The organism is Flavobacterium jejuense (genome assembly GCF_006491595.2).
Lineage (GTDB): Bacteria > Bacteroidota > Bacteroidia > Flavobacteriales > Flavobacteriaceae > Flavobacterium > Flavobacterium jejuense.
On the sequence record NZ_VEVQ02000025.1, the window covers coordinates 1 to 15,030 of the forward strand.

Here is a 15,030-nt window from a genome sequence, read left to right on the forward strand (position 1 = left end):
TATTGTTGTCTGTTTATATAAATCCAACCTGTTTTAGAATCCATATCAGCAAATTCTATTACATAATAGTAAGTACCATCTGGTAACTCATCTCCATTATTGGTTTGACCAAACCATTCATCTTCATAATTAGATTTTGTATAAACTTCTCTACCGTATCTATTAAAAATTTCTAGCTTATTTACATTAAACCCTGACAAATCAAAAGAGTCATTTTTCCCATCATTATTTGGTGATATCCCTTTTTGTATAGCACAACTTATTGTTGTAACACTAAACTCTCCCGTACCATAACAACTTCCATTATTAGTATTAGGAATAAAAGTGTAAACTAATGTTCCAACAGATGAAGTAGAAACTTGTGAAGGCGACCACGTACCATCAACTTCAATCATCACTGGATTTCCAGATCCATCTAAAACTACCTGTCCATACTCATCAGTTACAGGAACTTCCACTTCAGGCAAATCAACAGCTGCCCCCATACATACTTCCATTTCGCCAAGATTAAACGCAGCTTTTTCCTTAACAACTATTTTCAAAGGAAGTGAATAACATTGTACCACTTTATCATAAGTAACTAATGTATAATTTCCTGCTTCTAATGGATTAGTAAAAGTAACATTTGGTAATGAAATAGTTTCTACTGGAAGATAAACCTCATTTGGCAAACTATTGACATCTAATATTGATAATTGGAAATCATAATCAGCTAAAAATAACGTATAACTACCAACATCTGAATAATCAAAAGTTGTTAGATTCCAATCTGTTGCAGTCCAATCTGCTGGATCCCATACAGTAGAAGGCAATATTGTACCAGACTCATTTCTTCTATAATCATAGCCTATACCATAAGGAAGGGTACTTCCATCTGAATAACCCCAAACATCAATGTCAACATTTGACAGATTAGTCAACCTTATATTATCATTGTTATTGATATTAAATCCTGCAAATGATAAATCTGGAACTACACCTACAATATTTGCAGAAGATCCAATTTTAATAACTACTACATCGTCATTATTTAACATTCCAGATAAAACATATTCACTTGTAGGAGGAAAAGTAGGATATCCACCTCCATTATAAAGTCTTATTTTATAATTACTTAAATCTACTGTGGCACCAGTACCATTATAAATTTCAATATAAGTTAATGATCCTGATTGAGAATCTGTAACTTCAGAAATAAATATATCAGAAGGATAATTCAATTGATTAACTAATGGGGAAGCAATATCAATAGTTACTCCTTCTCCTTCGTCAACACAAAATCTTGCTATCGGGTTTGCTGGATCTATAGGGCTAATAGGTTGTGGATCCGCATCGATTGTTGCAATTGGAACCGAAACAACTGTTACATTAGCAGTTACTCCTGACAAATTATTTGAACATAATGTTGATGAATTTATAATATCTATCAAATTAATTTCAATGTTTTGCGCTTGATTTGGAGTGTTAGAAGTAGGAATTAAAATAGTATAAGTTCCAGAACCATCTAGTGTTACCGTTTGACTAGCTCCTCCATCAACACTATAAGTAACAGTTGCATTAGGAGTACCATTTATAACAAATTCTGAATCACTACCTAAACAAACTATACTATTAACTGGATCAAAACTAGTAACTTGAGGTAACGGATTAACAATTACTGTATCAGTATCTGTTAACACTATATTACATGCCGAATTAGAAATACTAAGTAAAGATAAGTTAACATTTCCTACTGCCGGATTTACTACTGTAATAATTGCTATTCCAGAACTATCAAAAACTATCGTTAGAGGAGACCCTCCATTAATACTATACCCTAAAGAATAGTTAGGTGTACCAGTTACTGTAAAAACTGCATCAGATCCAAAACAAATATCCGAATTATTGGTTATTTGAGTTACAGATGGAGAAAAATTAGTAATTACTATTGGTGTTATTTCTGTAATAACACAACCATTAATTTCAAAATTAAAATTATCATAAGTTCCAGCATTCAATCCTGAAATTATTATTTCCCCAGTAGAGTTTGCTGTATAATCCGTTGGTCCAACTGTTACAGTATCATCATCATAAGTTACACTATATACATCTCCAGGATTAAATCCAGAAACTGTTATAAAGGCATTTGAACTTCCACACTCTTCATTTTGAGAAGTAAATGTAGGTGTACTTTGTATTGAAAATGTAGCTTTAAAATTATTTCCTCCGTTATTAACAAAAATCGTATCGTCACATTGTGAAGGGTCATCATTATCACCTATTAATTCAAAATACACTTCTACAATATAATCTCCTGGATTATTTGTAGCTAAAGGAATATTTGCTGTTAAATCTTGCCATTTTTGATCACCTGGATTACAGGTACCTCCTGTTGGAAAAGTGTTTACCACACAGTCATCATAAAGAGATAATGACATTGGAGTAAACCCTGGCAAAGTTGCTGCACCACTCTCATATACTCTATAATAAAGAGTAGCACCACAAACATTAGATGCACTCGTCTTGAAAGATTTCAATTGTGCTCCTCTAAGCACTAAGTTTCCAGAGTTTTGGACAAATGTTCCAAAATCATTATTAGGAAAAACATTAGTTAATGGACCTATACTAGTAGCTCCAGAACCTGTAACGTTATAAAAATCTCCACCTGGAGTTGTCTCACAACTTTCAATAAATACAGCAGTAGCGTATGAATTAAAAGTACAAGATGCAGTAACTTCCACATCGATTACAACAACTTCTGCACATTGAAAAGAAGCATCAGGGGTAAATGTATATTGTGTAATACCAGAAATAGAAGTATCTATTGTTGCAGATGGAGTCCAAACTCCTTGTACTCCATTATTAGAAGTATCTGATAGTGTTACTGATGGATCACCTAAACAAAATGGTCCTGGAACAGTAAACGAAGGAATAGTTTTTTCTAAGACTGTTATTTCAATAAAATCTGCAGTTGCACAAAGAGCATTTGTATCAGTAGATTCAACTTGTATTATATATGTTCCTGGTGCAGAAGGTGTAAACGTAACTGTATTACCAGTTGTTGTGTCTAAACCACTTCCTGGAGACCAATTATAAATTCCATTTCCTCCAGAAACATCTATACTTAAAGTCTCATCAATACAAATAGTTGTATTGCTTTGAGTTATTTCAACATCAGTACTTGTAGATCCGCCAGAAGTTACAGTTACAGAATAATCGCAAATTGCTCCTGCATAACCATCAATCATCAAGAAATAGGTTTGTCCAATTGTAAGACCTGTAAAACTTAATGCATTAACTCCTGGATCCATTGGAGAATAACAATTTATTGAGTTAACAGGACCACTTCCACATGTTGCTGCAGAAAATATAAAAAATTGAATTCCTGATCCATTAGTACAGTTACCAACATTTACATCAAAAGATATTGTTGTTGATGTTGCTTGGAAACTTAAAAATGAGTTATTTTCAATAGAACCACAAAATGCTGTAGTAAGTTCCGGCCATGTATTAACAGAATAAGATCCTGAAGTATTTCCACAATAACCATCTAAATTACATACTGGTGGCGCTTCAGGACAGGCATTTCCAGCTGGATCAGAACCTCCACAACCAGCAAAAAGAGTACTAAAAGGTAATGGACCAGACCAAAAACTTGAATCCCCAGGACCACAAATAGCTCTTACATAAAATTCATAACTTGTGTCTGGGTTCAATCCTGTCGCAATATAAGGATTAGTTGTTACTATTGTTCCTGCTCCAGTTGGGTATCCTGTCCCTGCTGGTTGTATGATTACTTCCCATGAAGTTGCTGTTCCTGCTTCATTCCATTCAAAAGTTGCACCTGTATCTGAAATTGAACTTACAACTAATCCATTAGGATTTGGACATGTTGGTGGACTTATACATTGAATGGTTGCATCCCAACCTGCTAAGTTTGTAAAACCATCAGATGTAAAATTAAAAGTCAAACATCCATCTAATGCTGTTGAGACTAATATAGGAGGAAGTGTATTTCCCGTAAAAGTACCTAAAACAGGAGATGCTGTTGAGCTTCCATTATAAACCGTTAAAAAATCACTTGTATCTAAATTAAATGAATTAAAAAAAGCAACTACTACATTCCCAGAATTATCTGGACAAATTGTTGTTGTTATATTCTCATTTGCAGAATAAATATCACCTACTCCTCCAGAATCATAAAAGTGATCTCCAGCACAATAATCAGGCACTGTAGAAAAATTCTCAGGACCATTCCAAAAACTTGGATCTGGCCCGCCACAAATAGCTCTCACATAAACTTCATATTCTGTAGCAGAACTTAATCCTGAAAAATTATAGCTTGTTGTAGATACTGTTGCTGTTGGTGTTGTACCTAGAGGTGGATAACCAGTACCAACTGGTTGAATTATAACTTCCCATTGAGAAGCATTCCCTGATGTATTATCAGACCAAGAAACTGTCCCTGAAGTGGTACCTAAAGAGGAAAATAGTATATTAGATGGTTGTGGGCATGTAGGTGGTGTACAAGCAGCTGGTGCATTATAAAGAACCGTCCCAGCCAATGCTTCATTCTGATTCGGCATGTTAAATATTGTAACATTTAATGGGTCGATTATGGAAATTCCAACTTCAGCTGGATAACTTCCACCATTGCTCCAAAAAAGCTCAAAAGGTTGGTTACTACATAATGAAACGACAACATCAATTGGACCAGATCCTGTAGTAAATGTTGGGCCAATTGTTGCTAAAGTAACCCCTAATTGATTTACTTGCATCGTGGCTCCATTCCATCCATCTCCATAAGAATCTGTCATACTAAAAGTGAACTCACATTGATCTGACACTGCACAAATTCCTGTTGTAAATGCAAATGGACCAAACCATTCACTAAAATTATCATTCCCACAATTTGCTCTTACATAAAACTCATAAGTTGTTGCAGGAGTTAATGAAGTTAAATCATATGGGTTAGTTGTAACTCCATTTATTGAAATGGAGTTTGCATCATCTATTGCAAAACCAGGTGGTCCATACTGAATATCCCATTGCGATGCACCAGAAGGATTATCCCAACCTAAAGATACTGAAACATCTGATACATTAGAAACTGTTTGAGTTGTAATATCTAAACACTTGGATGTAACATTTACATTGTCTATAAACCATCTGTCACCGTTGTCGTTCTCCATTACAAATGCTAAAAAAACAGTTTCTCCCGCATATACTGATAAATCTACTACCTTTTGAATATAAGTAATTTGTTCAGCTGCTGTAGTCCCATTCATTAATGTAGATTCATTCCATGAAGCACCAGGAACAACAAAAAAATCTGCCTCAGTAGTCTGATTTGCAGTAGTGTTATTCATTCTTACCGAAAATGTACTACCTTGTATACCAGCTTGTGTTAATTTTGTATAAAAACGAACTTGACCATCAGTAGGAATTGTTACTTGATTGGTTACTAGCCAATCAGCAGCTAATGACCCATCAAGGACGTTTTCTCTATTTAAATACGCGGCTCCGTTTCCAGTATACTGTTGTCCCGGAGGAGCAGCTTGCCAAGTTTGCGCAGTTCCAATGCCATTATCAAAAACAGCCCATCCAGTAGGTGGAAAGGCTCCTTCAAAACCCTCGAATTGACTAAACCCGAGTAATGAGAATAATAACATGAAAAAAAGTAGTAATTTTTTCATTCTATAATATTTAAGTTAAAATTTGATTAATTTCCCAAAGTTAACAATAAATTAATGCTAATAAATATCTATCGACGAAATGTATGTTTTCATCGTTGAAATACATAATTCAAATATTAGGAATCTCATCGTTTTTTTAACTATTTTTGCACTATACAAAAAAAACATACAAATTGGAAAACCAATTAAAAATTTACTTCGCATCTGATCAGCATTTTGGAGCTCCTAATCAAGAAAAAAGCTTTCCAAGAGAACAAAAATTCGTTAGTTGGTTAGATGAAATAAAAAAAGATGCTCAAGCTATATTTCTTCTTGGTGATTTATTTGATTTTTGGTTTGAATATAAAACTGTTGTTCCTAAAGGATTTGTAAGAGTTTTAGGCAAACTAGCTGAAATAAGAGATTCTGGAATTCCTATTTACTTCTTTGTAGGCAATCACGATCTATGGATGCATGACTATTTTCAAAAAGAATTAAACATTCCTGTTTATCATGACAATCAAGAATTTGCTTTTAATGGTAAAACTTTTCTAATTGGTCATGGAGATGGAAAAGGCCCTGGTGACAAAGGCTATAAAAGAATGAAAAAGGTATTTACTAATCCTTTTTCAAAATGGCTCTTTAGGTGGTTGCATCCTGATATTGGAGTAAAGCTAGCACAATATCTATCTGTTAAAAACAAATTGATCTCTGGAACAGAAGATGTTAAGTTTTTAGGAGAAGAAAATGAGTGGCTGGTACAATATGCCAAACGTAAATTGGAAACTAAAAATTATGATTATTTTATTTTTGGTCATCGTCATTTACCGATGATTATTGATGTATCTAAAACTTCAAAATATGTAAATTTAGGAGATTGGATTGGATATTTTACCTATGGTGTTTTTGACGGAGAAACATTCGTATTAAAAGAATACAAAAATTAATCTTCTTTTTCTAAATCTTCCACTTCTTTTTCTAAATCTAAATTTCTAAATTTTGGAGAGACATAAGCGGTTACTAAAACAGTTCCAATAGTCATACAACCACCAAAAATAACAGCTTTTACTGCTCCCATTAATTTAGCAGTAACACCACTTTCGAAAGCACCTAATTCATTGGAGGAACCAACAAATATGGAATTTACAGAAGAAACTCTTCCTCTCATATGATCTGGTGTGTGTAATTGTAAAATGGTATTTCGAATCACTACGGAAACACCATCCGCCACTCCACTCAAAAATAAGGCTAAAACTGAAATCCAAAAAATTTCAGATAATCCAAAAAGAATGATACTTCCTCCAAAAATAAAAATAGCTATCAATAATTTTTTACCCGCATTTTTATTAAGAGAAAAATATGCAGCTAATAACATGGTTAGAATTGAGCCAACAGCAGGTGCTGCTCTTAAAATTCCAAATCCTTCTGAACCTACTTTTAAAATATCTTGGGCAAAAATAGGAAGTAAGGCAACAGCTCCACCAAACAAAACAGCAAACATATCTAACGAAATTGCTCCTAAAATGGTTTGATTTTTAAACACAAAACGCACTCCTTCTTTCAAACTCTGAAAAATAGGTTCTCCAATTTTTGGATTGAGAATTGGTTTTCTTTCAATCTGACTTAAACCCATTAAAGCCAAAATTGTGAACCCAAAAACCAAGCACATTGACCAATGCACTCCCATGAGTCCAATTGAAATTCCTGCAACAGCTGGACCAAACACAGAACCCATCTGCCATGTAGAACTACTCCAAGTTGCTGCATTAGGATAATATTTCTTGGGAACAATTAAAGACAATAAAGAAAAAACAGTTGGCCCAATAAAAGCGCGAACAAAACCTCCAAGGAACACGAGAATATAAACAATCAGCAATACATTAGAAAGTGAAAGTGACTCTTGTATACTAGGCACGGTTATTAAAAACAACCCTAAACTAATTACAGAAAAGCCTAAAAGACATTTAACTAATAAAGACTTCTTTTCGTTTTGATCCACAATGTGACCCGCAAATAAAGCCATACAAACTGCTGGAATAATTTCCATTAAACCTATAAAACCTAGCGACAAAGGGTCTTTTGTAATACTATATACTTCCCATTCGATAATTACAAATTGCATTGCCCATGCAAAAACCATTGCAAAACGCATGAATAAGAAAAAACGAAACTCTTTAAAACGTAATGCTGCGTATGGATCTTTTTTAGCCATTATTCTCTTTTATTGCTCTAACATTTAATTGCAAACTCACTTGATTATTCCATTCATTTTCATCCAAAACATAAGCCATTTGAAACGGATTTTTATTTTGAACCAAAGGTAAATGTTTTCCTTGACCAAAACCAATAGCTCCAATGCCTTCGCTGTCATTTTGTTTCACAAATAATTTCAAATGCTCTCCTTCACTTCCTAAAGTTTTAGCATAACCTGTATCAATAACATTTTTAGTCATGAATACAGGATGCATATTTTGTGGTCCAAAAGGTTCAAATTCTTTTAAAATGCGCACCAACTTTGGATTAATATCCGAAAAATTAATCTCGGCATCAATACTAATCTCAGGAATTAATAAATCTGGAGGAATGGTTTCTTGTACTACTTTTTCAAAAGCATTTTTGAATGTTGTGTAATTTTCTTCTTTCAAGGTCATTCCAGCCGCATACATGTGTCCTCCAAATTGCTCCAAATGTTCTGAACAAGCTTCCAAAGCATTATATACATCGAAATCCTGAACAGAACGGGCTGAAGCTGCTAATTTCTCTCCGCTTTTGGTAAAAACTAAGGTTGGTCTGTAATAAGTTTCTGTTAATCGAGAAGCTACGATACCAATCACTCCTTTGTGCCAATTTTCATCATAAACTACAGTTGTAAATCGAGATTCTTCCTCGTTTTCTTCAATTTGTAGCAAAGCCTCTTTTGTAATTTGTTTATCTAAACCTCTTCGCTCTGTATTGTTTTCTTCAATTTCTTTAGCAAAGGATTCTGCTTGTTCTAAATTGAATTCGGTTAATAATTGCACTGCATAATCACCGTGTTTTATTCGACCTGCAGCATTAATCCTTGGAGCCACAATAAAAACAACATCGGTTATGGTTAATACTTTCTTTTTTATATTTTGTACCAAGGCCTTTATACCTGGTCTCGGATTGGAATTAATTACTTCTAATCCAAATTTTGCCAACACTCGATTTTCTCCTGTCATAGGAACTATATCTGCAGCAATGGCCGTAGCAACCAAGTCTAAATAAGGTACTAAATCTTCAACCGTTTGATTTCTATTTTGACCCAAAGCCTGAATTAATTTAAAACCAACTCCACAACCACATAACTCATCATAAGGATAAATACAATCATTCCTTTTTGGGTCTAGAACCGCAATTGCTTCAGGTAAATTATCTCCAGGTCTGTGGTGATCGCAAATAATGAAATCGATATTTTTTTCTTTGGCATAAACCACATGATCAATAGATTTAATTCCACAATCCAAAGCAATGATTAATGAAAATCCGTTGTCTTCTGCAAAATCAATACCTTTGAAAGAGACTCCATATCCTTCTAAATAACGGTCTGGTATATAAGTGGCTACATTGGAATAAAATGTTTTTAAGTAACTTGAGACCAATGAAACTGCAGTTGTTCCATCCACATCATAATCTCCAAAAACAAGAATATTTTCGTTATTCGAAATGGCTTTTTCAATCCGATTCACGGCTTTATCCATATCTTTCATCAAATAGGGATCGTGAATATCTTGTAAAGTGGGACGAAAAAAAGATTTGGCTTGTTCAAAAGTTTCAATACCTCTTTGAACTAATAAAGCAGCAATTATTTCATCTACTTGAAGGGCATTTTGTAAGGCTTGTACTTTTTGTTTTTCTGGCTTTGTTTTTAAATTCCAACGCATAGTTTAAAAATTTAGAAGTTAGAATTCTGAAATTAGAATTCACTTTTCGGCTTATATAATTGAAATACAAATTTAGTATTAAAATTGATGTAAGCTTATTTTAGTACCAAATAAAATTTGGCTATTTTTGACACTATTACTTTAAAATAAAGGCATGCAAATTCAAGGACAAATTGTAGATATTCAAAACAAACGTATTTATTCAGGAGAAATTACGGTTGAAAACGGAAAGATAAAATCGATAATAGAAAAAGAACATGATGTAAAACCTTATATTTTACCTGGTTTTATAGATGCACATATTCATATTGAAAGTTCGATGTTAGTACCTTCTGAATTTGCCAAAATTGCTGTTTTACATGGAACGGTCGCAACGATTTCTGACCCTCATGAAATTGCTAATGTTTTAGGGAAAGATGGAGTTTACTATATGATTGAGAATAGTAAGCAAGTACCTTTGAAATTTCATTTTGGAGCACCTTCTTGCGTTCCTGCTACAACATTCGAAACAGCTGGAGCCATAATTGATTCGGAAGGAATTAAAGAATTGTTAGCTTCTCCAGATATTCATTACTTAGCAGAAATGATGAACTACCCAGGTGTTTTATTTGATGATGCAGAAGTTTTGAAAAAAATAGAATGGGCGAAACATTTTAAAAAACCTGTTGATGGTCATGCTCCTGGTTTAAGAAGCGAACCGCTACAAAAATATATTGGAGCAGGCATAACTACCGATCATGAATGTTTTACTTACGAAGAAGCGAAAGAAAAATTAGCTCTTGGCATGAAAGTAATTATTCGAGAAGGAAGTGCAGCTAAAAACTTTGAAGCTTTAATTGATTTATTACCTGATAATTATGAGAATATTATGTTTTGTTCGGATGACAAGCATCCTGATGATTTGGTTATTAGTCACATTAATGCTTTATGCGCAAGAGCGATTGCGAAAGGAATGGATTTGTTCAAAGTGTTACAAGTGGCTTGTGTAAACCCAGTGCATCATTACAATATGAATGTAGGTTTGCTAAAAGAAAACGATGCTGCTGATTTTATAGTTGTAGAAAACCTTACTGATTTTAAGGTTACCCAAACGTATATAAATGGTGAATTAGTAGCCGAAAATGGTCAATCCCATGTAAAACACATTACTTTTGAAACTCCGAATAATTTTAATATTACCAATAAGTCTATTGCCGATTTTGAGGTAGAAAGTGCAGCTAAAAAAATAAGAGTGATTGAAGCTTTAGAAGGTCAATTGATTACTAATGAAATTCATCATAAATCATTAATTAATGATGGAAAATTAGTTTCTGATGTCCAAAATGACATTTTAAAAATGGCTGTTGTGAATCGTTATAAAAACACCAAACCAGCGATTGCTTTTATCAAGAATTTTGGTTTGAAAAAAGGAGCAATTGCTAGTTCGGTAGCACATGATTGTCATAACATAGTGGTGGTTGGAACTTCTGATGAAGCAATTTGCAATGCGGTGAATGTTCTTATTGAAAACAAAGGTGGTGTTTGTGCTGTAAATGGTACTGAGAAACATGTTTTATCTTTACCTGTTGCTGGAATTATGAGTGCAAAAGATGGCTGGGAAACTGGAAAATTATACGAAGTAATAGATGCTAAAGCGAAAGAATACGGAAGCACTTTACACGCTCCATTTATGACACTTTCTTTCATGGCTTTACTAGTAATTCCTGATTTGAAATTATCTGACAAAGGTTTGTTTAGTGGCAATAGTTTTTCTTTTGTGGATTTGGAAGTGGAATGATTTTGTTGTCTGTTTTCGGTTGTCTGTTCTTAGTTTTCAGTATTAACTAGTTTAACGATAAAAAAATGTGGTTGCATCCAATGAAAATAATTGGTTTTTTGTTTTTTACTTTCACAAGTATTGGCTATTGTCAAAATAAAAACTTTTTTAATACTACTTTTTTGATTCAAAGTAGTAAGCTAAGTTACGTTGATAGTTTAAACTTTAATTTTGAGTATAAAAATTTCATTTTTATTCCTTTTGAGAGAGAATATAAAATAAATTTAAAGAAAGTAAAAAGGAAAAGCAAAAATCATGAACACCTCATGCGCTTTTTAAAAAAGAAAGGAACTATATATGATTTAATCTTAATTGATCAATATGTTGATAGAAGTTTATTAAATTATCTATCTGAACGAAACAATGAGGTGAGTAATCGAACTAATTTTATCTGTTTAGATAATAATTTTGGCACTTTATATCAAGATGATTTAAAAATTTATAAATTACATTTTAATGGACAAATAGAATCAATTAACATTGATGATTATTATATACAATCTAATGAATTAATACATTCTGATTTTTCAGAAATTAGTTTAAATAATACTCCAAAAATTGTAAATAAAATTATTACTAAAGAAAGAGTATATGTTACAAAAAATAATACTATTATTGATGTGCTATTTATTTATAATATAGCCTGTAGCCAAATAATCAAAGTACTTGAATAACTACAATTTCAACCCGAAAGCTTTCGGATATTGTATTATTGTATTATTGGAAAGTAAGAAAACGATTCTAGTAAAAAATTTTAATCTTACTTTTTATTGAAAAATACAACACTTATAACTTATTACAAAAGCGCTTCCTTTTCAAAAACGACTCCTTCCCAACCAAATTTAAGAAAGTTTCTTATGTTTTGATGATCCTTTTCATTTGGAGTTTCTACTACTTTTTGATAATGTTCTCCAAAAAGAAAAACAGTCTCTTTTGCATTTAAATTATGCATTTTTGCAAATGAAAACACTTTGCAAGAACCATTATTCTCGTTTGCTTCATTTACAACTTCACCATTTTTGAAATAAGTTGGTACAAAAGTATAATTAGCATCAATAGTTTCGATTACCTCAGAAAAAACAATACTTTCTGATTGTTTTACTTTATTTATAAGTGCTAAAATTGTCATTCTATTTTATGAAATAAAATCTTCACTTCGATGTTTGCAAATTTCCTAAACATTTCCATAACTCCACAGTATTTTTCCACGGATAAATCGACTGCTCTTCGTAACTTAACTTCATTTAAATTAGCACCATAAAAATGATATTCTAGTATAACACTGTGATATACTTTTGGATGTTCTTCTGTTAGATTCCCAATAGTTTCAATTTTAAAATCTGCTACCTCTAGTTTCATTTTCTCAATTAAAGAAGCTACATCTAAACCCGAGCAACCTGCTAAAGCGGAAAGCATCAGTGCTTTTGGTCTCAGCCCTGCTCCTTCTCCACCGTGTTCTGGTGTAGCGTTGATTAAGAAGGTTTCTCCACTAGGATTAGTGGATTCAAATTGCATTTTTCCTTTCCAAGTTGTGGTGATTGTATGTGTTGTCATGAGTAGAGGAATTAAAAGTTGATAGTTATTCGTTTAAAAAATAAATTAGCATGATTTGTATAAATGTCATTACCCAAAACACAATACGTATGGTTTTAGTATTGTTTACTGAAAAAATGTTTTCGTTAAAAAAATTATTTGTTTTAGCTACTAAATAGTTTACTTTTTCTTCTTTACCTTGGGAAATAAATTCTTTATTAATACTATCTATGTATTCTATTAAAGGTACTTTTGCAATTAAATAGGTAATTGCTTTTGTTATTATCTTTGGCACTTTTTCATAGGAGTTATTTATAATTTGTGGAACATTTACAATTTGATTTACTCTAGTTCCTACTTTTGTATTGGCTCCGCTTTCTAATTTATCAATTAAGTTTTCTGCTAATTTTGTTTTAAAGACGTCTAATTTATCGAAGTATATTTTTCCTGCTTCAATGAGTACTTGTTGGTATTTTTTTGTTGCTGCAAAGCATGTTGCACCTATTCCTAATACTAGGATTAGAATCACTAGAACCACCCTAAACGTCACTAGTTCTCCTTTGAATAAATAAATCAAGCCAATGATTAAAAAAATTAAGCTGAACAGACCAAAAACAATTATTGTTTTTACCACTTTATAAGTTGATGTAGCAGATAGTTTCGTTGCTTCTTTTAAAAGAGGCAAATGAGCTTGTAGTTTTTCTTGCATTTTTTCCATTGTCTTTGTCTTTGTTTGTGTATGTAAGGTACTTATAACTTTTTTTGTTCTGATTGCCAAATTTAAATAAATGGTTTGAATAAAATGCTAAAATATTTTGTTTCCCTTATGCTATCCTTTGATTGTTAGATTATGAGATTGTTAGACTTTTAGATTGATTGTTGGTGATTAATTGTTACAGATTGATAGACTATTGGTTGTTGTAATATATGTTGAGTTAAGGTGCAATTTATTTTTATTATAAGATTATTTTCTGCTTTCTTGCTATTTGTTCCCACTATACTAACCTTTGATTAACCTTTGATAAGGCTTTAGCTAGAAGAGAACTGGGAGTAACGATTCTTTGTTAGTGAAGGACACATTTTTATTTGTTGATTTACAAGAAGTTGTCTTTTATTTTAAAAAATATTAGATTTTTTTCTTCTTTTTTGTTTGATTATTTTCTAATAATTATTACTTTTGTCCTATAACAATAAATAAATATTTAAAATGGCAAAAGTTAAAGGACTTTTAAAAATTGAAGGTACGGTTGAGGACTTAACCTTCTACAAGAAAGATGGGGAAAATTATGTTAGAAGAAAAGGTGGTGTTTCTAGGGAACGTATTCTAACTGATCCTAATTTTATTAGAACCCGAGAGAATGGAGCAGAATTTAGTCATAGCGCTGCTGCTGGAAAACTACTTCGCACAGCTTTGGGTTCTATTGTATTTAAGGCAAAAGACAGTAAGTTGTCTAGCCGTATGTTGCAGTTAATGTCTAGGATTAAGAACTTGGACATTACTTCTTTGAGAGGGCAACGCAAAGTAGGTATTGGTCTTGCTACTGCACAAGGGAAGCAAACTTTAAAGGGCTTTGACTTTAATTTTAATGCTCCGTTACAAAGTGTACTGTTTACTCCTTTTGCACTAGACACTACAACGGGTGCTGTTTCTTTTACGGATTTTGTACCTGCTGAGCAGTTGCAGTTTCCTCAAGGTGCAACCCATTTTAGTATGCAAAGCATGGTTTTGCATCTTGATTTTGAGACGGAAGATTCTGGAATTGCGTATAGCCCAGTGGTAAACTTGCCGATTAATTATACTGCTAACTCTAGTGTTTTGACACCTAGTAGTGTGCCTACTGGAAGTGGTGTGCAATTGTTTTTGTTGCAGGTTTCTTTTTATCAGGAGTTGAATGGTGTGCAGTATTCTTTGAAGAATGAGATGTATAATATGCTTAGTATTCTTGAGGTGCTCTAAGTCTTTTTAATTTGTGTTTCTTACTCCTTGTTATTACAAAATGACAAGGAGTTTCTTTAACACAAACTACAGTTTTTATATAAATATAGTTAAAGTTGAAAAAAATATAAATCTAAAAGAACTTGGTTCTATTTTTGTTGCAGAAAAAAATAAAAGCCTTTTAAC

Annotated in this window: 10 protein-coding genes; 4 read left to right on the forward strand and 6 right to left on the reverse strand. The window is 32.6% G+C overall.

The window, feature by feature from the left end; all coding sequences use genetic code 11:
• A partial coding sequence (locus tag FIA58_RS20705) for a fibronectin type III domain-containing protein (RefSeq protein WP_140964607.1) occupies positions 1 to 5,675 on the reverse strand: 5,675 nt, incomplete at its 3' end.
• A 173-nt stretch (positions 5,676 to 5,848) separates the two neighbouring features.
• On the opposite strand from FIA58_RS20705, the gene FIA58_RS20710 reads away from it, so the two are divergent.
• Complete coding sequence (locus tag FIA58_RS20710) at positions 5,849 to 6,601, forward strand: UDP-2,3-diacylglucosamine diphosphatase (protein ID WP_140964608.1); 753 nt, start codon at positions 5,849 to 5,851, stop codon at positions 6,599 to 6,601.
• On the opposite strand, the gene FIA58_RS20715 is transcribed toward FIA58_RS20710, so the two are convergent.
• Together FIA58_RS20715 and recJ are read right to left on the reverse strand one after the other, a co-directional pair.
• Positions 6,598 to 7,866 (reverse strand): MFS transporter, encoded by a 1,269-nt coding sequence (locus tag FIA58_RS20715; RefSeq protein ID WP_140964609.1) that lies wholly within the window; start codon positions 7,864 to 7,866, stop codon positions 6,598 to 6,600. The two genes, FIA58_RS20710 and FIA58_RS20715, sit on opposite strands and share 4 nt — an antisense overlap.
• Positions 7,859 to 9,559 carry a single-stranded-DNA-specific exonuclease RecJ gene (recJ, locus tag FIA58_RS20720; RefSeq protein ID WP_140964610.1) on the reverse strand — a complete coding sequence of 567 codons (1,701 nt, stop codon included), beginning with the start codon at positions 9,557 to 9,559 and terminating at the stop codon, positions 7,859 to 7,861. Before recJ ends, FIA58_RS20715 begins: the two co-directional genes overlap by 8 nt.
• A gap of 154 nt (positions 9,560 to 9,713) precedes the next feature.
• Between recJ and ade the strand changes: the two genes are divergently transcribed.
• Together ade and FIA58_RS20730 are read left to right on the forward strand one after the other, a co-directional pair.
• Positions 9,714 to 11,336, forward strand: a complete 1,623-nt coding sequence (gene ade, locus FIA58_RS20725; protein ID WP_140964611.1) for an adenine deaminase — start codon at positions 9,714 to 9,716, stop codon at positions 11,334 to 11,336.
• Positions 11,337 to 11,641: 305 nt separating this feature from the next.
• The gene (locus FIA58_RS20730) at positions 11,642 to 12,049 is read left to right on the forward strand and encodes a hypothetical protein (RefSeq protein ID WP_140964612.1); all 408 of its coding nucleotides are present in this window, start codon (positions 11,642 to 11,644) and stop codon (positions 12,047 to 12,049) included.
• Between the two features lie 122 nt (positions 12,050 to 12,171).
• On the opposite strand, the gene FIA58_RS20735 is transcribed toward FIA58_RS20730, so the two are convergent.
• The 3 genes from FIA58_RS20735 to FIA58_RS20745 are packed head-to-tail and all read right to left on the reverse strand — an operon-like array spanning position 12,172 to position 13,626.
• The gene (locus tag FIA58_RS20735; protein ID WP_140964613.1) at positions 12,172 to 12,504 is read right to left on the reverse strand and encodes a HopJ type III effector protein; all 333 of its coding nucleotides are present in this window, start codon (positions 12,502 to 12,504) and stop codon (positions 12,172 to 12,174) included.
• A complete protein-coding gene (locus FIA58_RS20740) occupies positions 12,501 to 12,929 on the reverse strand; it encodes an OsmC family protein (RefSeq protein WP_140964614.1) in 429 nt (142 codons plus the stop codon). The genes FIA58_RS20735 and FIA58_RS20740 overlap by 4 nt, the downstream gene beginning before the upstream one ends.
• Positions 12,930 to 12,954: 25 nt before the next feature.
• Positions 12,955 to 13,626 carry a hypothetical protein gene (locus FIA58_RS20745; RefSeq protein ID WP_140964615.1) on the reverse strand — a complete coding sequence of 224 codons (672 nt, stop codon included), beginning with the start codon at positions 13,624 to 13,626 and terminating at the stop codon, positions 12,955 to 12,957.
• Positions 13,627 to 14,115: 489 nt separating this feature from the next.
• Between FIA58_RS20745 and FIA58_RS20750 the strand changes: the two genes are divergently transcribed.
• Positions 14,116 to 14,865 (forward strand): hypothetical protein, encoded by a 750-nt coding sequence (locus FIA58_RS20750; RefSeq protein ID WP_140964616.1) that lies wholly within the window; start codon positions 14,116 to 14,118, stop codon positions 14,863 to 14,865.
• The last annotated feature ends 165 nt before the right edge of the window (positions 14,866 to 15,030 follow it).

Excerpts from the sequence above, each read along its gene's own strand:
- FIA58_RS20715 (WP_140964609.1), bottom strand. The coding sequence starts at position 7,866 with ATGGCTAAAAAAGATCCATACGCAGCATTACGTTTTAAAGAGTTTCGT.
- recJ (WP_140964610.1), bottom strand. The coding sequence starts at position 9,559 with ATGCGTTGGAATTTAAAAACAAAGCCAGAAAAACAAAAAGTACAAGCC.
- ade (WP_140964611.1), top strand. The coding sequence starts at position 9,714 with ATGCAAATTCAAGGACAAATTGTAGATATTCAAAACAAACGTATTTAT.
- FIA58_RS20730 (WP_140964612.1), top strand. The coding sequence starts at position 11,642 with ATGCGCTTTTTAAAAAAGAAAGGAACTATATATGATTTAATCTTAATT.
- FIA58_RS20735 (WP_140964613.1), bottom strand. The coding sequence starts at position 12,504 with ATGACAATTTTAGCACTTATAAATAAAGTAAAACAATCAGAAAGTATT.
- FIA58_RS20740 (WP_140964614.1), bottom strand. The coding sequence starts at position 12,929 with ATGACAACACATACAATCACCACAACTTGGAAAGGAAAAATGCAATTT.
- FIA58_RS20745 (WP_140964615.1), bottom strand. The coding sequence starts at position 13,626 with ATGGAAAAAATGCAAGAAAAACTACAAGCTCATTTGCCTCTTTTAAAA.
- FIA58_RS20750 (WP_140964616.1), top strand. The coding sequence starts at position 14,116 with ATGGCAAAAGTTAAAGGACTTTTAAAAATTGAAGGTACGGTTGAGGAC.